A 17,721-nucleotide genomic window follows, 5' to 3' on the forward strand; every position below is an offset into this window, starting at 1 on the left:
GTCCGCGGGTCAGGGCCGCATCCGTACGGGCAGGCTCAGCGGGCCGCGGAACAGGTACAGGTCCCGGTAGGGCGGCTCGTCGGTGAGCAGCTCCAGGTGCGGGGCCCGGGTGAGCAGCGCGCGCAGGGCGATCTGCATCTCCATGCGGGCCAGCTGGGCGCCCAGGCAGCGGTGCGGGCCGTTGCTGAAGGTGAGGTGGCGCGGTGCGCCCGGCGGGCGGTCCAGATGGCGCGTGACGTCGAAGGTCTCGGGGTCCGGGAACGCCGCCGGGTCGCGGTTCGCCGCGCCCACCATCAGGATGATGCCGTCGCCGCGCGCGAAGGTGCGTCCGGCGAACTCCCGCTCCTCCAGGGCCACTCGGGAGGTGAACTGGATGGGCGGGTCGTGGCGCAGCCCCTCTTCGACCGCCGCGGGGACGAGGCCGGGGTCCGCCGTGACGCGGGCCCGCTGGCGGGGGTTGCGGTGGAGCGCGATCATCAGCGTGCCGAGCGCGTTGACCGTGGTCTCGTGCCCGGCGACCATCAGCATCGCGCCGATCTCGTGCAGCTCGTGGTCGGAGAGGATGTCGCCGTTCTCCCGGGCGGCGACCAGGTCGCTGAGGAGGTCGCCCCGGTGGTGCGCGCGCCTGTCCTCGGCGAGCGCCTTGAAGTACTCCTCGAAGGCGGCCTCGGCCTCGTAGCGCGCGGTGATCTCCTGCGGGCTGAGCAGGTAGTCCGGGTCGACCCCGCGCACGATCGCCGTGGACCACTGCCGGAAGAGCGGCATGTCGGCCGTGGGCACGCCGATCAGCTCACAGACCAGGGTCAGCGGCAGCGGGCTGTTGAACGCGTCGACCAGATCGACCTCGCCCGCTTCCAGTGCCGCGTCGAGCAGCTGGTCCACGATCTGCTCGACGCGGGCGCGCAGGGACTCGATCCTGGCGGGTTTGAAGGCCTTGCTGATCAGGCGGTGGAGCCGGGTGTGGTCCGGCGGGTCCATGCCCAGCAGCGAGCCGGGCACCTCCTCCCGGCCCACGCCCGGCCGGAAGGGGCTGATCCGGTCGCCGTACCCATGGCCCCAGAGCGGGTCGCCGAGAATCTTGCTGCAGTCCGCGTGGCGCGAGGCGAGGTGGATCCGGGGGCCCATGGGGTGGACCGGACCGGCCTCGCGCACGGCGGCGTAGAGGGGATAGGGGTCGGGGCGGTGTGCGGGGTCGAAGATCTCCTGGGCGCGTCGTGAGGGTGCCGTGGTCATGGTGCGAGCTCCTGGGAAGGGGGGTCTTCAAGTGGGGGGCCTTCGCGCCGAGCCTCGTGGGTCAGGTCAGCCACTCGTGGTGGTGGTGGCTCCTCGCGTGGGGGCAGCGGCGGCGGGCGCCGAGGGCTTGGGCGGGCGGGGCTTCATGGACAGGCCGAGACCGGCCAGGCCCGCGATGCCCGCCGTCACCGTGCAGAACAGCAGCACATGGGCGAACGGGGTGGTGGTGGACGTGTCGGCGCCGGCGAGGATCGAGGCGAGCACCGCGATGCCGAGCGCGCCGCCCACCTGGCGTGCCGCCATGTTGAGCCCGGTCGCGCCGGCGAACTGCTCGGGGGGCACGGACAGGGCCGCCGCCGTCGAGACGCCGGTGCTCACCGCGCCCATGCCGAAGCCCGAGATGATGGTCGTCGGCATCCAGAGGTCCAGCAGATGCGGTTCGGCGGGCAGCACGGCCACGAGCCACACGCCGACCCCGACGATGAGCAGGCACCCGCCGCAGACCATCAGCCGCGGTGACGCGCGCTTGCCGAGGACACGGCCGATGCCGATGGCCGCGAGCGCGGAGAAGACCGCGCCGGGACTGAGGACGAACCCGGCCTTCAGCTCCGAGTACCGCCAGATGTTCACCAGGAACAGCACCCCGCACAGCAGCCATGCGTAGAGCGCGGCACCGTAGAAGAACGAGACGACGTTGGCCAGGGAGAAGGTCCGGCTGCGCCACAGGGCGGTGTCGATCGCGGGGACCGGCTGGGTGCGCGCCCGCAGCACGCCGTACGCGAGCACGGCGACGCCCGCCAGCAGACAGCCGAGTGTCCGCGGGTCGCTCCACCCCCAGTCGGAGCCCTGCGTCACGCCGAGGACCACGCCCCCCATGCCCAGCGCCAGGGCGAGCGAGCCCAGGACGTCGGGGACGCGTCCGGCGGGCGGCCGGGTCTTCTGGACGGCGCGCACGCCGGCCATCAGGGCGAGGCCGAGCGGCACGTTGATCAGGAAGACGGTCCGCCAGCCGAACGCGTCGATGAGGACGCCGCCGAGGCTCGGCCCGATCGCCGCGGCGGCGGACCCCGAGGCGCTCCACAGGCCGATGGCCGCCATGCGGCGCACCGGAGGCGTGTCGAACAGGATCACCGCGAGCGACGCCGGGATCATCGCCGCAGCGCCCGCGCCCTGCACCGCACGGGAGACCAGCAGGAAGGGCAGGTTCGGCGCGAGGGCGCACGACAGGGAGGCCAGCGTGAAGATCCCGACGCCCGCGCTGTAGAGCGTGCGGCGCCCCACGGCGTCCGCGAGGCGTCCGGACGGGGCCAGGAGCGCCGCGAAGAAGATGGCGTACAGCGTGATGACCCAGGAGAAGTCGGCGATCGACGCGCCCCGGAAGGTCTCCTGCATGTCGGAGACGGCCAGGTTGGCGATGGTGGAGTCGAGGATGGCCAGGAACATGGCGCCGGCCGAGAGCACGGCGACCGCCGCGTATCCGGGCCGCCGTACGGGAACCTCGGCGCCGCTCACGCGGCGCCCTCCGTGGCGCGCCGTGGCCGGGTCAGCAACTCGCCGCCGCAGTTGGGGCATTGATTCCCCCCGCTCTCGGCGCACGGGACGCAGAACGTGCATTCGTAGCTACAGATCTTCGCGGGGGTTCCGAATGCGAGCGCGGCAGCGCACTTCTCGCATGTGGGCTTCATTTCGAGCATCGCCGGTGTCCTCCAGATGAGTCGGAGCCATGCAATCCTGACGGGCCCCGGACGCGCTGTCTGGCAGATTTCGGTCGGCAACCTCCCGTACCGAAAAGGGAGTTGATGCCGGAAGTCCCCTAGCGCGGGGCCGCGAATTGCGCGAAGGTCAACCCCCGGCCAAGCCGCACAGGGGGTCTGCGACCGCTGCCGCGCGCGCCGTTCCCGTCAGTTGTCCGGAACGACCTGTGGAGGGATTCACCAGTGAGCGAGACCGTTGTCCTGGCAGGCGCCCGCACACCCCTGGCGCGCCCCCTCGGCAGCCTGCGGGCCCTGTCCGCGGCCCAGTTGGGCACCGTGGCGATCCGCGCGGCCCTGGAGCGGGCCCGGGTCCGGGCCGACGAGGTCGATCAGGTGCTCCTCGGGCACACGGTCGCCGACGTCTCCGACGGCCGTGCCGCACGCACGGCGATGGTCGACGCGGGCATCCCGCCCGAGGTGCCCCTGCGCGTCATCGGCAAGATGTCCCTGTCGGGGCTGAACGCCATCGCCCTGGCCGACCGGCTGATCCGCTCGGGCACCAGTGACATCGTCGTCGCCGGCGGCATGGAGTCCATGACCGCCGCACGCCCGGTCCTCGGCGCCCCCGCGCGCTCGCGCCCGGCGTGTCCGCGGCGTCGGCCGCTGAAGCTGGACCGCCGCACCCAGGACGAGATCGCCGCGCTGTCCCACGAGCGCGCCGCCGCGGCCCAGCTCAAGGGCCTCTTCGGCGAGGAGATCGTGCCGGTCGCGCTGCCCCGGCGGGCCGGAGGCGGCTTCGTGCGCAGCGACGAGGGCGTCCGGCACGACCTGGACCCCGGGACGCTGGCCGCGGCCGAACCGCTGTACTTCCCGGACGGCACGGTCACCGCGGCCAACACCTCCCCGGCGGCCGACGGCGCGGCGGCGGTGGTGCTGATGCGCCGCTCGCTGGCCCAGGAGCGCGGCCTGGACTGGCTCGCCGAACTCGTCGGGCACGGCGAGGTGGCGGGCCGCGCGGACGGCCTGCACCTCCAGCCCTCGCTCGCCATCCGCCAGGCGCTCGCCCCGCTCGGCCTCAAGGTGCGCGACCTCAACCTCATCGAGATCAACGAGTCGTTCGCGGCCGTCGTGGCCCAGGCGGTGAGCGTGCTGTGCACCGGCATGAACCGCATCAACCCGCACGGCGGAGCCATCGCGCTCGGGCACCCGACCAGCACGTCGGGGGCGCGCATCGTCCTGCACCTCGCGCACTCCCTGCACCGCAGGGGCGGCGGTCTCGGAGCGGCCGGCGTCTGCGGCGAAGGCAGCCTGGGGGAGGCCCTGTTGCTCCGCTCCGGCGGGCGCTGACCGGCCTGCCGGACGCTGGCACCGCGGTCTCAGCGGCGTACCAGTGGCGGCTGCCAGTGTTCCTCCCGAGGTTCTTCGACCAGGGAGGAGAGTGGTGGCATGCCCGCACCTCGGTGGGCCCGTACGGCGCTGGTCCTGGTGAATCCGGTGGCCGGCGCGGTCGACGCGCACCTCGTCGAGGAGGTGACGCGCCGCTGCCGCTCCCACGTGGACGACGTGGACGTGCTCACCACGCAGGGCCCGGGCGACGCGGCGGACGCGGCGGCGAAGGCCTGCGAGAACGGCGTCGACGTGATCGTCGTCCTCGGAGGCGACGGCACGGCACGGGACGTGGCGTCCGGTGTCGCCCGCACCCGGCTGCGCGGCCCCCGCAGCGCGGGCGGCACCGCGATGGTCAACCTGCCCGCCGGGACCGGCAACTCCTTCTACCGCGAGATCTGGTCGGACCACCCCTGGCAGGGCGCCCTGGAGGGCGCGCTCGCCACGCAGCGCCCCCGGATCCGCAGCATCGACATGGCGCGGATCGTCGAGACGGACACCCTGGTCCTGCTCGGCGCGTGCTCCGGCCTGGTCGCCGAGGCCCTGGTGACGGCGGGTGAACTCCACGACCTGACGGGCCGGGAGCGCTACCGCGCCGCCGTGGCGCGGACCCTGCGGACGTTCCGGCCCTATCCGGGCCGCGTCACGGTCGACGGAGTGATCGTCCACGAGGGCACGGCGGTGCTCGCCAACGTCGGCGGAGGCCGCTACCGGGGCGGCCAGTTCAAGGTCCTGCCGCGCTCCGTGCTCGACGACGGACTGCTTGACGTGTGCGTCGTGGGCGGTGAACTCGACCCGGCGGCGCTCCCGGGCCTGACGGCCGACGGAAGCCACGTGGACCGCCCCGAGACCGTCTACGCCAGGGGCCGCCGCATCGTCCTGGAACGCACCGACGGCGCGCCCCTGACCTTCGAGCACGACGGGGAACTCCCCGCCACCGGCGCCGGTCGCCACACGATCGAGGTGCTGCCCGACATCCTTCCCGTCCTGGCCCCACCGGGCGCATGAGCGAGGGCCAGCGGAAAGCCGAACACGGAGGACTGGTCATGAATGCCAGCAACGTCCCCGCGGGGACGCCGGAGAAGACGAGCTGGACGTTTCCCACCGCGGGCGACAACTTCTTCACCTGGGAGTACGACACGGGACGCGAACGGCTGCTCAACCTCTACCAGAAGGGCAAGGACAAGCAGTGGGACAGCACCCAGCGCATCGACTGGGACCTTGAGGTCGACCCCTACGACGCCCTCGGCACCCCCGAGAAGACCCTGGCCCTGTACGGATCCCGGCAGTACGACAAGCTGAACACCCGCGAGCGGCAGGAAATGCGCCAGCACATGGCGGCCTGGGAGTTCAGCCAGTTCCTGCACGGCGAGCAGGGCGCGATGATCTGCTCCGCCCGCATCGTCCAGTCGGTGCCCGACATCGACTCCAAGTTCTTCGCGGCGACCCAGGTGATGGACGAGGCCCGGCACGCCGAGATCTTCACGCGCTTCCTGAACGAGAAGATCGGCATGACCTATCCGATCAACCCGCATCTCAAGTCGCTCCTGGAGGACTCCCTCAACGACTCCCGCTGGGACATGCCCTACCTGGGCATGCAGGTCCTCATCGAGGGACTCGCGCTCGCGGCCTTCGGCATCCTGCGCGACCGGACCGACAAGCCGCTGCCCAAGCAGATCCTCGCGTACGTGATGCAGGACGAGGCACGGCACGTGGCGTTCGGCCGGCTGGCGCTGCGCGACTACTACGCCGAGCTGTCGAGCAAGGAGATCGCCGAGCGCGAGGAGTTCGTCATCGAGGGCTGCCACCTGATGCGGGACCGCTTCCGCATGCAGGAGGTCTGGGAGAACCTCGGCTTCGACATGAAGGAGTGCATGGAGTACATGAACCGAGGGCCGCGGATGCGCGCCTTCAGGTCCCTGCTCTTCGCACGGATCGTGCCCTGCGTACGGGACATCGGACTGTGGGGCCAGGCGGTCCGCGACGCCTACGACGGCATGGGCGTCCTGGACATGGCCAACAGCGACCTGGTCAAGCTCATGGAATCGGACGAGGCGCAGGCCGACGATCTTGACCGGGAGCGCCGCGACACCATCGCCCGCACCGCGGAGGTCGAGGCGAGCATCGCGCTCGGCGCGGCGGAGGCCGGACAGGCACCGCCGGCCTCCCCTTCCGGGCGGCGGACGTGAACACGACTCCCGGCCCGGCCGACCGGAGCGAAAGACCCCGCCCGGCGTTCCTGACGGACTGCGCCCCCACCCGCTACCGGCGCCGCCTGACCCCGCTGTCCCGCACCCCGGCCACCGGACGGATCGGCGAGGCCTGGCATCTCGCCGCACGGCGCGGCCGGTTCGGCCCGGTGATCGTCGACCGGGCGCCCGACGTCGACCCGGACGGCGCCCTGGTCCGCGACTACGCCGCCTGGGCGTCACTGGTGGACGAGCTGACCGCACGGCTGCACGCGCTGGGTGTCCGCGCCTGGGACCGGGTCGCCGTCGTGAAGCGCAACCACCTCGACGTGGCGCTGCTCGCCTCCGCCGCCGCGCGGCTCGGCGCGATACCGGCGCTCATCACGGACAACCACCCCGCCGAGACCCTCCGCGTCCTGCTCGAACGCCTGGAGCGCCCCTTCCTGGTGGCGGACCGCAGCGTCCTGGAGCGGCTCGGCCTGGACGAGGCGGGCCTGGCCGCCCTCACGGAACGCACCGCCTGTGTCGGCACGCCTCCGCCGCACCTGCCCCAGGTGCCCGATCTCGCGGAGCTTGCCGGGGGACCCGCGCCGCGGGTGAGCATGCGCGAGCCGCACGAGCCGATGGTCATCACCCACACGTCCGGCACGACCGGCGTGCCCAAGCTGGTGCTCCACTCGGCCCAATCGCTCTACTCCCTGGCCCTGGTGGAGACCGAGCGCTGGCCGCTCTTCCGGCTGCGCGCGAACGACACCGTGGCGTTCTGCCACCCGTACGCGCACCAGCGGGTCATCACCGGTCTGCTTCCGCTGACCACCGTCGGGCCGAAGCTGCTGATGCTGTCGGACCCGGAGTCGCCCCGGGCCCACGCGCTGCTCGCCCAGCACGCACCGACGCTCGTGGAGACACTGCCGAACGCCTTCCTGGCCTGGGAGGACCTGGCGCGCGACCCGCGCAGGCCGTTCCGGAACGTGCGCCTGTACGTCAACTCCTTCGACGCCATCCACACCCGTACCGTACGGATCTTCCTCGCGGCGACCGACCGCAGGCTGCCCGTCTGGGTGCAGTCGTGGAGCCAGACCGAGGCCGGGGCCGTCGCCATCCGCCCGTACGTGCGCGGCTCGGTGAAGCGGCGCGGACGGCGGCCGCCGCCGACGCAGAACGTGGGGTGGCCGATCCCGGGCTTCGGGAAGGTGCGTGCCGTGTCCCCGGACAGCGGTGACGCCGTACCGGCCGGGCAGGTGGGGCTGATCCAGTTCTCGGCGCCCGGCCGCTGCCTCGGCTACGTCGGCGAGCAGAAGCGGCACACCGACAAGTGCGAGGGACCCTGGTGGGACCTCGGCGACATGGCCGTCATCGGCCGCCGGGGGACGGTCCGCCTCATCGACCGCGAGATCGACCGGATCCCCGGCACGAGCGCGCTGGAGATCGAGGACCTGCTCCTGGACCGGTTGCCGCAGCTCACCGAGGTGGTCGTGCTCGCGGTCCGGGACGGCAACCCGCAACCGGTGCTCAGCGTCCGCGAGGGAGCCGGCATCGAACCCGGGCAGTGGCGTCGGGCGACCGCGGACCTGCCGGTCATGGCGGCGCCCGTACGCATCGGATGGGACGAGTTCCCGCGGACCGCGACGTGGAAGATCCGCCGCACGATGCTGCGCGAGCAGCTCCTCGCGGGAACCGCGGGGATCGGCGTCGGACGGTGGACGTGACGGCGGGAACAGGGCGCCCGAGGCGCCGGAAAGAGGCTGCGTCGTGCTGATGAACCGCATCGAGAAGGCGGCGATCGACAACGCGGGCCGCCGGGCGCTGCAACGCCACTACGAGTTCCCCCGGTTGCTGCGCCTCGCGGGCGGGCCGCTGCCGCCCGGCGCGCACGTGGTGGAGATCGGCTGCGGTTCCGGCTACGGCACCCGGCTGATCCTGGAGCGGTTCCGCGCGGCGCGGGTGGACGCCGTGGACCTCGACCCCGGCATGGTCGCCAAGGCGCGCCGCCGGCTGGCCCGGCACCACGCGGACCGGACGCGGGTCACGGTGGGCGACGCGACGGACCTGCGGTCCGCCTTCGCCGCCGCCGACGGTTCGTACGACGCCGCGTTCGATTTCGCGATCATCCACCACGTGCCGGACTGGCGTGCCGCGGTGGCCGAGGTCGCCCGGGTGCTCAAGCCGGGCGGTCTGTTCGTCTTCGAGGAGGTGACGGCGCACGCGCTCGCGCGGCCCAGCTACCGGCTGCTGTTCGACCACCCCGACGAGGACCGCTTCACGGCCGGGCAGTTCCTCGCGGAGCTGCACCGGCACGGCCTGACGGTTCGCGACGCCCTGACCCGCATCAGCGGCGACTACCTGCTGGGAGTCGCCGAGCGCCGGGCCTGACGGGGGGGCCGCCCTGACGGGGCGTCCGCCCTGAACACCCGCTGAGAAGATCGTCTCAGCGCCGTGCAAGCCGCGGCTGCCATGCTGGGACACGTCACCCGCCGAGGGTGGCAGGGAGAGATGCCCATAGCGGCCCAATGGGGACCGGAGCCCGCTCCGGTCAGGGGTTTTGCCCCACGCAGGTTCGAATCCTGCTCTCTCCGCCGCACCCTGTGCGCGCTTCCGTTCCGGGAGCGCGCACAGGACCCCGACCTCGATGTGCGTTATGCACATACAGTGCATAACGCACATGTCGGGTAAGATGGCGCCATGGAGAAGCCCGGTCGTCGCATGGACCAGCCCGCCGACCGCACGGAGAAGCCCGTGCGGCGCGTCGAATTCGAGACGATGCTGCTCGGACGGCACTCGCACCTGTTCAACCCCCGCACCCGCTCGTCCGGCGGGCGCCTGGACCGCAGCGCGTACATCCTGCTCAGCCGCATCCAGATGGACGGCCCCATGTCCATCGGGCAGCTCACCGACGCCTTCGGCCTCGACGCCTCCACCCTGAACCGGCAGACCGCGGCCATGATGCGCGGCGGGCTCGTCGAGCGCATCCCCGACCCGGACGGCGGCATGGCCCGCAAGTTCCGCATCTCCGCCGAGGGCGCGCGGCAACTCGACGCCGACCGGGCCGAGTACACCCAGGGCCTGGAGAAGGTCATGGACGACTGGTCGGCCGAGGACGTCGCGACGTTCGCGGGCTTCCTGCGGCGCTTCAACGGCGACATCGAGCGCCTGGAGGGACATCCCTGGCCGCGCCCGTGAACCACCCCGGCGCGGGATGCCCGCGTCGTCGCCCGCGATGCGCGGTCCTTGATGGCAGAGTTCGACGTTCAGCGTCCCGAGAACCCTGAAGAGGATCGCACCACATGACCCTCCGCGTCCTGCTTGCCGACGACCAGGCCCTCATCCGGGCGGCCTTCCGCACTTTGATCGACTCCTGCGACGACATGGAGGTGGTGGCCGAGGCCGCCGACGGCGAGGAGGCCCTCGCCCTCACCCGGACCCACCGCCCCGACCTCGCCCTCATGGACCTCGGCATGCCCGGCACCGACGGCCTGGCCGCGACCACCCGGATCTGCGCCGACCCCGGCCTCGCCGCCACCCGCGTCCTCATCCGCACGACCTCCGAGACCGGCGAGTGCGTGGCCCGGGCCCTGTGCGCGGGCGCGAGCGGATTCCTCGGCAAGGACGTGGGCGTCGACGAACTCCTCGGCGCGCTGCGCACCGTGGCCGCGGGCGACGCGCTGCTCTCCCCGTCGGCCACCCGCGCCGTCGTCACCCGCTTCCTCGCCACCCCCGGACCGGACGGACACCTGGCGCCGCCCGAGAGCATCGCCGCGCTCACCGCCCGCGAGCGGGACGTGCTGGCCCTGGTCGCGGAGGGCAAGTCCAACGACGAGATCGCCGAGGCCCTCTTCGGCACCCCGCTGACCGTGCGCGACGACGTCCGGAGCACCCTGACGAAACTCGCCGCCCGCGACCGCGCCCAACTGGTCGTCATCGCCTACCAGTCGGGCCTCGTCCGCCCCGCACCACCCCTGTGCTGAGGGAGGCTCAGGGTCTACTGGGCCTGCTGGGCCCCGCCCTCACTTCTTGAGCCCGTCCATCGTGACGCGCGTGTCGGACTTGAGCATCTCCTCGACCTCCGACGCGGTCGGCGGCTCGGTCTTGTCGTCCGCGCCGCCGTAATAGCTCCAGCGCGTCTCGACGGTGAACCAGCCCTCGCGCACGGCCAGCGTCATGCCGTTGAGGTCGTCGTCGCCCGAGCCGCTCGTGTCGGTGACCAGGTACGCCTCGTCACCGATGCCGGACACAGCCTTGGTCTTGTAGGTGTACGTCTTCTGCGACTGGTCCTCGTAGGCCTTCTGCTCGGAGGCGAACTCGCCCTCCGGGTCGGTGGCCTTGTGCCAGCGGGCGGTCGAGTAGACGTAGATGCTGGAGTACGAGTCGGCGTCCGCCTCGGGGTCCTTGAGCTTGCGGCTGCAGTAGCTCAGGTCGAACCCCTTCTGCCGCGAGCCGTAGTGGGTGGTGGAGGAGGCGTCCAGGTCGATCTCGTACTTCTTCTTGAAGGCGTCCAGCGGGGAGACGTCGCAGAGGTTCTTCGTGTACCGGTACCCGGCGAGGTCCGCCTTCGCGCCGCTGCCGCCGTCGGAGCCGAGGTGGCCGGTGGCGAACAGCGCCCCCGCCCACAGGGCCGACGCGACCACGACGCCGCCGATTCCCCACACCCAGCCGGGCGTCGGCTTGCGCGGACCGGCCGGGGGCGCCGGCGGCTGGCCGTAGGGGCCCGGCTGCTGCCCGTACGGACCCGGTGGCTGGCCGAAGGCCTGGGGTGCGCCCTGCGGCGGCACCGCGCCCTGCGGCTGCTGGTAGGGGTTGGGGGTCTGCTGGTACGGATTGGGCTGGTTGGGCGGAGTGGGCTGGCCGGGCGGAGGGTTCGGTATCGACATAGGCGGCAATGTACCGCTGGACCCAGGGCGCGCGGATGCGGCCCGGCCCTGGTCGCCGCAGGGGCGGCCGACTCAAGTAAGGTCACCCTTAGCTATGCGTACGCAGTGCACTCCTGGAGGCTCCCCCATGCCGCTCACCGCTCCTCCCGCCGGGGCGACCCGCAGGCCGCCCCGCATCCCGCGGCCCCGGCCCGTCGAGCGCGCGGCGAGCGCGTGGGTGCGGCGGGCCGTGGAGTGCGGCGACTTCTGGGGCGCGGTGCGGGAGGCGGGCGGTGCGCCGGTCGTCGAGCCGGACCCGCAGGGCGACGAAGGACACCGGGTGGTCACCTTCCTGTGGCGGGGCACGGACGCGACCCGCGCGGTCCTCGCGATGCCGAACAAGATCGTCGACCCGCGTGACATGACCCCCAACCTGATGGAGCGGGTGCCGGACACGGACATCTGGCACTGGTCGATCCGGATGCGGGCCGACTGGCGCGCGACCTACGGCCTGTGCGTGGACGAGGGCGACGGGCCGGAGGCGGGCGACGCCGCGTACTGGCCCTGGCTGCGGGACCGGCAGCGGACCGACCCGCTCAACTCCCGCACCCTGAGCCGCCGGTGGGGCGGCGAGCCCGTCTCGTACGTCGAGCTGCCGCAGGCGCCCGCGGGCGACGACTGGCGGCGCCGCGAGGGCGTCGCGCGCGGCACGGTCAGCACCCACACCGTCCGCAGCGAACTCCTCGGCAACGAACGGCGGGTGCACCTGTACGAGCCGCCGGGCGGCGGTCACGACCTGCCCGTCCTGGTGCTCATGGACGGCGAGATGTGGCAGCCGGGCCTGGACGTCGCGGCCCTCCTGGACAACCTCATCGCCGACGGGCGTCTGCCGCCCCTGGCCGCCCTGCTGCCCGAATCCCTCGGCGCCGACCAGCGGTGGGTCGAACTCGCCTGCAACGAACGGTTCGTCGGGTTCCTGGAGTCCGAGCTGCTGCCCTGGGCGGGCGAGCGGCTCTCCCTCACCGGCGATCCGGCCCGGACCGTCGTGGCGGGCCAGAGCCTGGGCGGTCTCACCGCCGCGTACGCCGGTGTGCTGGCCCCGGGCCGGTTCGGCCGGGTCCTCGCGCAGTCGGGGTCCTTCTGGTGGCCCGACGGACCCGACCCGGAGAGCTCCGAGTGGCTGACCGGCCGCATCGCCGAGTGCGAGAAGCTGCCGGTGCGGTTCTGGCTGTCGGCCGGCGAGCAGGAGTGGGTGGCGCTGCCCGCCTTGCGCAGGCTGCGCGCCACCTTGCGGGACAAGGGGTACGAGGACGCCGTGTACCGCGAGTTCAACGGCGGACACGACTACCTGTGCTGGCGCACCGAACTCGCGGACGGCCTGGTGGGGCTGCTGGGCGCTCAGGCCTCGGGGGAGGCGGCCGGGGAGACGGCGCCGGATCCCGCCGGGCCGTCCGACGTGGACACCGCCGCCGCGTAACCCTCCGGGACGGACACGTCCCGTACCGTCCAGCCCGTGACGGGGAGCGGCGTGGCCGCCGTTCCCACCAGGAGCGCGGCCATGCCGCCACCGGCCAGGCCCTCGCCCGTCCCCTTGAGGCAGGCCTCCTTGCGCGTCCAGCAGCGGGCGAAGGCCAACGGCCGCTCGGTGTACGGGAGTTCGGCCAGCTCGGCCTGCTCCTGGGGGTGCAGGGCCGACGCCACGTCGGCCACCATGTCCGCGGACGGCAGCCGCTCGACGTCGGCGCCCACCGGCCGGTCCGCGAAGGCGAGCAGCGCGAGGCCGTCCGTGTGGGAGAGCGAGAAGTGCGGGCCCACCCCGCCCGCGACGGCGGGCCTGCCGTGCGGAGCACCGCACAGCGGGCAGGGCAGCCGCACCAGTTCCACCGCCGCGGGGCCGACGCCGAGGATGGCCCCGAGCCGCCGCCGCAGCGCGGTGTGCGCCGCCGCGTACAGCTCCTGGTCCCCGCGGCGCCGCAGCGCCGCCGCCCGGCGCCGCTCCTCGGCGTCGAGGAGCGACACGTCCAGCGGGGCCGGGCGGACGAGCACGATCTCCGTCACGCGGGCGGATCCTGGAGCCTGGCCACACAGCGGCCGTACGTCTCCGGGCCGTACACCGTGGTCCAGCCCTCGGGCGCGGCGCGGAAGACCGGCCACAGGGAGTGTTCGCCGCGCGCGTTCGCCAGGACCAGGTGGGTCGGCCCGGCGTCCGGTCCGGCGTCCACCGGGTCGAAGGGGCCGGGGGTGCCGGGGGTCGTCGTCATGCGTGGTCCAGCTCCTTGAGGCGGGCGGCGAGGACGGCGCAGACCTCGTCGAGGCGGCGCGGCTGCGTCAGCTCCGGGTGCAGGCACTCCACGTCGTGGTTGTCGACCGTGCCGCGGATGTACGGCGTCCAGGCCTCCCTGGTCAGCCAGTCCTCGGCGCGCGGGGCGGACGCCGTGAAGAACAGGGCGTCGCCGTCGAAGGGGCGGTGGTCGTGCTCGCGCATCAGGCGGGCGTTGTTCACCACGATGTCCAGGACCGCCGAGAGCGTCCGGTCGGGCAGCCCCGCCAGGGCGCTGCCCTCGCGCTGGAGCGTGGCCAGGACGTCCTCGCGGGTCAGCTCGTCCGTCAGGTCGTAGCCCGCCATCCGCAGCAGCGCCTTCAGGGCGTCCGCCTCCGCGGGGACCGCCGCGTCGCGCCACTGGTCGGAGGGGTAGGCGTCGAGCAGCGCCAGCAGCTCGACGTCCTCGCCCGCCTCCTGGAGCAGGACGGCCACCGTGTGCGCGAGGACTCCGCCGACCGACCAGCCGATCAGCCGGTAGGGGCCGTGCGGGCGCACGGCACGCAGCGCGTCGACGTACTCGGCGGCCATCTCCTCCATGCTCGCGGGCAGGCCGCCCTCGCCGTGCAGGCCGCGCGCCTGGAGCCCGTACACCGGCTGTCCCGGGTCGAGCCGCGACAGGAGCCCCGAGTAGCACCAGCTCATGCCGCCCGCCGGGTGGAAGGCGAACAGCGGCGTGCGGTCGCCGCCCGCGCGCAGCGGGAGCAGCACGTCCAGGGAGCGGTCGGCCTCGGTGTGGTCCGCGTCCAGGTGCGCGGCGAGCGCGGCGGGGGTCTGGGCCTGGAAGAGCGTGCCGATGGTGAGCTCGGCGCCCAGGGTGTCCCGGACCCGCGCGACCAGGCGGGCCGCCAGGAGCGAGGTGCCGCCGAGGTCGAAGAAGGCGTCGTCCACCCCGAGGTGCGGCACCCCGAGGATCTCGGCGAACAGCCGGGTGAGGGTCTCCTCGCGGTGGCCGCTCGGCACCCGGCCGCCCTCGCCCGACCCCTCGAAGGCGGGGGCGGGCAGGGCGCGCCGGTCCAGCTTGCCGTTCGGGCTGAGCGGGAAGTCGTCGAGCACCAGGACCGCGCCCGGCACCATGTAGTCGGGCAGCGTGCGCGCGAGGCGGGCGCGCAGCTCCTCGGGGTCGGCGACGGCTCCGGTGTCGGAGGGCGTCACGTACCCCACCAGGCGCTGGTCGCCGGGCCGGTCCTCGCGGACCAGGACACTGGCCGCGCCCACCGCCGGGTCGGCGGCCAGCTCGGCCTCGATCTCGCCCGGTTCGATGCGCAGGCCGCGCAGTTTCACCTGGTGGTCGGTGCGGCCCAGGTACTCGATCTCGCCGTGCTCGGTCCAGCGCGCCAGGTCGCCCGTGCGGTACATGCGGGTGCCGGGCGGGCCGCAGGGGTCGGCGACGAAGCGGGACGCGGTCAGTTCGGGACGGCCCAGGTACTCGGTCGCCAGCTGGGCGCCCGCGAGGAACAACTCGCCCTGGACGCCCGGCGGGCACGGCTGGAGCGCCGCGTCCAGGACGTACAGGCGGGTGTTCCAGACGGGCTTGCCGATCGGCACCGGACCCGTCGCGTCGGTGGCGCACGGGTGGTACGTCACGTCGACGGCGGCCTCGGTCGGCCCGTACAGATTGTGCAGCGGTACGCCGTCGAGGACGCGCCCGAACTCCCGCACCGTCTCGCGCGGCAGCGCCTCGCCGCTGCAGAAGACGTGCCGCAGGCCCCCGCAGTCCGCGGCGGCCGGTTCGGCCAGGAACACCTGGAGCATCGACGGCACGAAGTGGCAGACGGTGACGGCCTGTTCGCGGATGACCCGCGCGAGGTACGCCGGGTCCTTGTGGCCGCCGGGCTCGGCGACGACGAGTGTCGCGCCCACCCGCAGCGCCCAGAAGAACTCCCACACCGACACATCGAACCCGGACGGCGTCTTCTGGAGCACGCGGTCACCCGGGGCGAGGGCGTACTGGTCCTGCATCCAGCGCAGCCGGTTGTCGATCGCCGAGTGCGGCACGACGACGCCCTTGGGGCGGCCGGTCGACCCGGAGGTGTAGATGACGTAGGCGGGGTGGTGCGGGGTGAGCGCGCGCGGCGGGTCGTACGCGCCGTACGGCGTCGTGTCGAGGCCGTCCAGGGCGATGAGCGGCACGTCCGACGCGGGCACCCGGCCGGCGCGGTCGGCGATCACGCAGGCGGGGCCCGCGTCGTCCAGCATGTACGCGAGGCGGTCCGCCGGGTAGTCCGGGTCCAGCGGCAGGTAGGCGCCGCCCGCCTTCAGGACGGCCAGGAGCGTGATCACCAGATCCAGGGAGCGGGGCACGGCGACCGCCGCGAGCGCGCCCGGACCCACGCCGGCCTCGATGAGCCGGTGGGCCAGGCGGTTGGCGCGGGCGTTCAGCTCGGCGTACGTCAGCTCCTGGTCGCCGAAGACCAGGGCGGTGGCGTCCGGGGTGCGCACGGCCTGGCCCTCGATCGGGCCGACGAGGGTGGTGGGCGGCACCGGGTGCGCGGTGGCGTTGAACTCGTCGACGACGAGGGTGAGTTCGGCGCGGCGGGCGATGGTGTGCTCGGCCAGCGGGACGTGCGGGCCCGCATCGGCGATTCGCTCCAGGAGCTCCATGAACCGCGCCTGGTGGACGCCGAGTTCCTCCGGGGCGTACAGGGCGGGGTTGCCGTCGTAGTCGATGCGCAGGCCGCTGCCGTCGGCGCGGTCGTACACGTTGACCGTGAGGTCGTCGACCGGGCCCGCCGACAGGTTGTGGGCCTCGGTGCGGGCGCCCGCGAAGGTCAGGCCGTAGTCGAACGGCATGACGTTGACCAGCGGCCCGACCAGCGCGCGGCCCTCGCCGAGCAGGCCGAGGTCGCGGCGGATGTCCTCGTAGCGGTAGCGCTGGTGGCGGCGGGCGGCGCGGATGCCGAGCACCACCTGCCGGGTGAGCTCGGCGAAGGTGGCCTGCGGGGTCACGGTGAGCCGCAGCGGCAGCACGTTCATCACCATGCCGGGCACGCGCAGCGCCACCGAACCCATGCGGCCCATCATCGGCAGGCCGAGCACCACCTCGGCCGAGCCGGTGGCCCGGGAGACGTACAGGGCCTGGGCGGCGACGAGCACCTCCGGCCAGGTCGCCCGCATCGAGGCGGCCGACTCCCGCAGCCGCGAGGTCGCCTCGGGGGAGAGGCGGGCGCTGCGGCGGTGGAAGGTGCGGGACGGCAGCGCGGTGCGCCCGGCCAGGCTGCGCGCCTCGGGCCGGTCGGCGAAGGCGCCTTTCCAGTACCCGCGGTCCGTCTCGAACGCCTCCGACGCGCGGTACGCGGTGTCCTCGGCGACCAGGTCCGCCAGCCGCCCGAAGGGGCTGTCGCCCGGCTCGTCGCCCGCGGCGAGCGCGGTGTAGACCTCGGCGGTGCGGCGGGCGAGCAGCGAGTAGCCGAAGCCGTCCATCACGATGTGGTGCACCCGCTGGTACCACAGCCACCGCTCGTCGGCGACGCGGAAGAGCGCGTGCGCGAACAGTGGTCCGGCCGCCAGGTCGAAGGGCGTGGCCAGGTCCTCGCGCATCCAGGCCCGCGCGTCGGCGTCCGGGTCGGCCGCGGCCCGCAGGTCGCGCACCTTCAGGGGCAGCGTCGGATCGACGACCTCCAACTGGGCCGGACCCTCGGCCCCTTCGATGATCCGCACGCGCAAGGCGTCGGCCTCGGACACCACCTGACGCAGGGTCCGGGCGAACAGCGACGGATCGAGGGGACCGTGGATCTCCAGGCATTCGGCCGTGTTCTGGGCCGGGCTGCCGGGGTCGAGCGCCTGCGCGAACCACATGCCCGACTGGGCAGCGGTGAGCCTCATGCCGAGGCTCCCAGAATCGGCGCCCAGGCCTCGATGGCGGGCTGCTCGGCCAGGTCGACGAAGGTGGCGGTGATCTCGTGCTCGCGGCGCCAGCGCTCGATGAGCGACATGATGCGCACCGAATCCAGGCCGTAGTCGACGAGGTTCTCGTCGAGGGGGATGTCGGCCGGGTCCTCGCCGAGCACGTCGGCGACGTCGGCCCGTATGACTTCCACGCTGAGCGCCAT

The 17,721-nt window shown here is 73.3% G+C and carries 16 protein-coding genes and 1 tRNA gene; 9 read left to right on the plus strand and 8 right to left on the minus strand.

The genetic code is table 11. The features are described 5' to 3' along the window. Positions 1-9: 9 nt before the first annotated feature. The 3 genes from QBL25_RS33580 to QBL25_RS33590 all read right to left on the minus strand — a co-directional run bounded on the left by QBL25_RS33580 (position 10) and on the right by QBL25_RS33590 (position 2,927). Positions 10-1,233, minus strand: coding sequence for a cytochrome P450 (locus QBL25_RS33580; protein WP_409060704.1), 1,224 nt, complete (start codon positions 1,231-1,233; stop codon positions 10-12). Between the two features lie 66 nt (positions 1,234-1,299). After that, positions 1,300-2,745, minus strand: a complete 1,446-nt coding sequence (locus tag QBL25_RS33585) for a DHA2 family efflux MFS transporter permease subunit (RefSeq protein ID WP_409060705.1) — start codon at positions 2,743-2,745, stop codon at positions 1,300-1,302. Further along, the gene (locus QBL25_RS33590) at positions 2,742-2,927 is read right to left on the minus strand and encodes a DUF1272 domain-containing protein (protein ID WP_409060706.1); all 186 of its coding nucleotides are present in this window, start codon (positions 2,925-2,927) and stop codon (positions 2,742-2,744) included. Before QBL25_RS33590 ends, QBL25_RS33585 begins: the two co-directional genes overlap by 4 nt. Before the next feature lie 243 nt (positions 2,928-3,170). Here QBL25_RS33590 and QBL25_RS33595 point away from each other — a divergent pair, with 243 nt between their 5' ends. From QBL25_RS33595 to QBL25_RS33630, 8 genes are all read left to right on the plus strand, one after another. Then, entirely contained in the window at positions 3,171-4,274 is a 1,104-nt protein-coding gene (locus tag QBL25_RS33595; protein WP_409060707.1) for an acetyl-CoA C-acyltransferase, read from the plus strand. Positions 4,275-4,373: 99 nt separating this feature from the next. Continuing rightward, a complete protein-coding gene (locus QBL25_RS33600; RefSeq protein WP_409060708.1) occupies positions 4,374-5,321 on the plus strand; it encodes a diacylglycerol/lipid kinase family protein in 948 nt (315 codons plus the stop codon). Positions 5,322-5,359: 38 nt separating this feature from the next. Further along, complete coding sequence (locus QBL25_RS33605; RefSeq protein WP_409060709.1) at positions 5,360-6,502, plus strand: ferritin-like domain-containing protein; 1,143 nt, start codon at positions 5,360-5,362, stop codon at positions 6,500-6,502. Then, positions 6,499-8,211: an AMP-binding protein gene (locus tag QBL25_RS33610; protein ID WP_409060710.1), complete on the plus strand. Its 1,713-nt coding sequence runs from the start codon at positions 6,499-6,501 to the stop codon at positions 8,209-8,211. Before QBL25_RS33605 ends, QBL25_RS33610 begins: the two co-directional genes overlap by 4 nt. A gap of 49 nt (positions 8,212-8,260) precedes the next feature. After that, on the plus strand, positions 8,261-8,875 hold the full coding sequence (locus tag QBL25_RS33615; RefSeq protein WP_409062867.1) for a class I SAM-dependent methyltransferase: 615 nt from the start codon (positions 8,261-8,263) through the stop codon (positions 8,873-8,875). Between the two features lie 114 nt (positions 8,876-8,989). Further along, positions 8,990-9,078, plus strand: a tRNA-Gly gene (locus QBL25_RS33620). A gap of 127 nt (positions 9,079-9,205) precedes the next feature. Beyond that, the gene (locus tag QBL25_RS33625) at positions 9,206-9,682 is read left to right on the plus strand and encodes a MarR family winged helix-turn-helix transcriptional regulator (RefSeq protein ID WP_409062868.1); all 477 of its coding nucleotides are present in this window, start codon (positions 9,206-9,208) and stop codon (positions 9,680-9,682) included. 104 nt (positions 9,683-9,786) lie between these two features. Then, complete coding sequence (locus tag QBL25_RS33630) at positions 9,787-10,467, plus strand: response regulator (protein WP_409060711.1); 681 nt, start codon at positions 9,787-9,789, stop codon at positions 10,465-10,467. A 39-nt stretch (positions 10,468-10,506) separates the two neighbouring features. On the opposite strand, the gene QBL25_RS33635 is transcribed toward QBL25_RS33630, so the two are convergent. Further along, complete coding sequence (locus QBL25_RS33635; RefSeq protein ID WP_409060712.1) at positions 10,507-11,370, minus strand: hypothetical protein; 864 nt, start codon at positions 11,368-11,370, stop codon at positions 10,507-10,509. Between the two features lie 127 nt (positions 11,371-11,497). Here QBL25_RS33635 and fes point away from each other — a divergent pair, with 127 nt between their 5' ends. Next, positions 11,498-12,826, plus strand: a complete 1,329-nt coding sequence (fes, locus tag QBL25_RS33640; protein ID WP_409060713.1) for an enterochelin esterase — start codon at positions 11,498-11,500, stop codon at positions 12,824-12,826. Here fes and QBL25_RS33645 read toward each other — a convergent pair. Genes QBL25_RS33645 through QBL25_RS33660 form a run of 4 tightly spaced genes read right to left on the minus strand, consistent with a single transcriptional unit; the run spans position 12,748 to position 17,721 of the window. Beyond that, positions 12,748-13,407, minus strand: a complete 660-nt coding sequence (locus QBL25_RS33645; RefSeq protein ID WP_409060714.1) for a 4'-phosphopantetheinyl transferase family protein — start codon at positions 13,405-13,407, stop codon at positions 12,748-12,750. The two genes, fes and QBL25_RS33645, sit on opposite strands and share 79 nt — an antisense overlap. Then, positions 13,404-13,610 (minus strand): MbtH family NRPS accessory protein, encoded by a 207-nt coding sequence (locus QBL25_RS33650; RefSeq protein WP_409060715.1) that lies wholly within the window; start codon positions 13,608-13,610, stop codon positions 13,404-13,406. The genes QBL25_RS33645 and QBL25_RS33650 overlap by 4 nt, the downstream gene beginning before the upstream one ends. Continuing rightward, positions 13,607-17,494, minus strand: coding sequence for an amino acid adenylation domain-containing protein (locus QBL25_RS33655; protein WP_409060716.1), 3,888 nt, complete (start codon positions 17,492-17,494; stop codon positions 13,607-13,609). The genes QBL25_RS33650 and QBL25_RS33655 overlap by 4 nt, the downstream gene beginning before the upstream one ends. After that, on the minus strand, positions 17,491-17,721 hold the full coding sequence (locus tag QBL25_RS33660; protein WP_409060717.1) for a phosphopantetheine-binding protein: 231 nt from the start codon (positions 17,719-17,721) through the stop codon (positions 17,491-17,493). Before QBL25_RS33660 ends, QBL25_RS33655 begins: the two co-directional genes overlap by 4 nt.

This window comes from Streptomyces sp. SYP-A7185 (assembly GCF_046103685.1).
In the GTDB taxonomy this organism is placed as follows: domain Bacteria; phylum Actinomycetota; class Actinomycetes; order Streptomycetales; family Streptomycetaceae; genus Streptomyces.

Coding starts and splice junctions, on each gene's coding strand:
- QBL25_RS33580 (WP_409060704.1), bottom strand. CDS start 1,233: ATGACCACGGCACCCTCACGACGCGCCCAGGAGATCTTCGACCCCGCA.
- QBL25_RS33590 (WP_409060706.1), bottom strand. CDS start 2,927: ATGCTCGAAATGAAGCCCACATGCGAGAAGTGCGCTGCCGCGCTCGCA.
- QBL25_RS33600 (WP_409060708.1), top strand. CDS start 4,374: ATGCCCGCACCTCGGTGGGCCCGTACGGCGCTGGTCCTGGTGAATCCG.
- QBL25_RS33605 (WP_409060709.1), top strand. CDS start 5,360: ATGAATGCCAGCAACGTCCCCGCGGGGACGCCGGAGAAGACGAGCTGG.
- QBL25_RS33615 (WP_409062867.1), top strand. CDS start 8,261: ATGAACCGCATCGAGAAGGCGGCGATCGACAACGCGGGCCGCCGGGCG.
- QBL25_RS33625 (WP_409062868.1), top strand. CDS start 9,206: ATGGACCAGCCCGCCGACCGCACGGAGAAGCCCGTGCGGCGCGTCGAA.
- QBL25_RS33630 (WP_409060711.1), top strand. CDS start 9,787: ATGACCCTCCGCGTCCTGCTTGCCGACGACCAGGCCCTCATCCGGGCG.
- QBL25_RS33635 (WP_409060712.1), bottom strand. CDS start 11,370: ATGTCGATACCGAACCCTCCGCCCGGCCAGCCCACTCCGCCCAACCAG.
- fes (WP_409060713.1), top strand. CDS start 11,498: ATGCCGCTCACCGCTCCTCCCGCCGGGGCGACCCGCAGGCCGCCCCGC.
- QBL25_RS33650 (WP_409060715.1), bottom strand. CDS start 13,610: ATGACGACGACCCCCGGCACCCCCGGCCCCTTCGACCCGGTGGACGCC.
- QBL25_RS33655 (WP_409060716.1), bottom strand. CDS start 17,494: ATGAGGCTCACCGCTGCCCAGTCGGGCATGTGGTTCGCGCAGGCGCTC.
- QBL25_RS33660 (WP_409060717.1), bottom strand. CDS start 17,721: ATGGCGCTCAGCGTGGAAGTCATACGGGCCGACGTCGCCGACGTGCTC.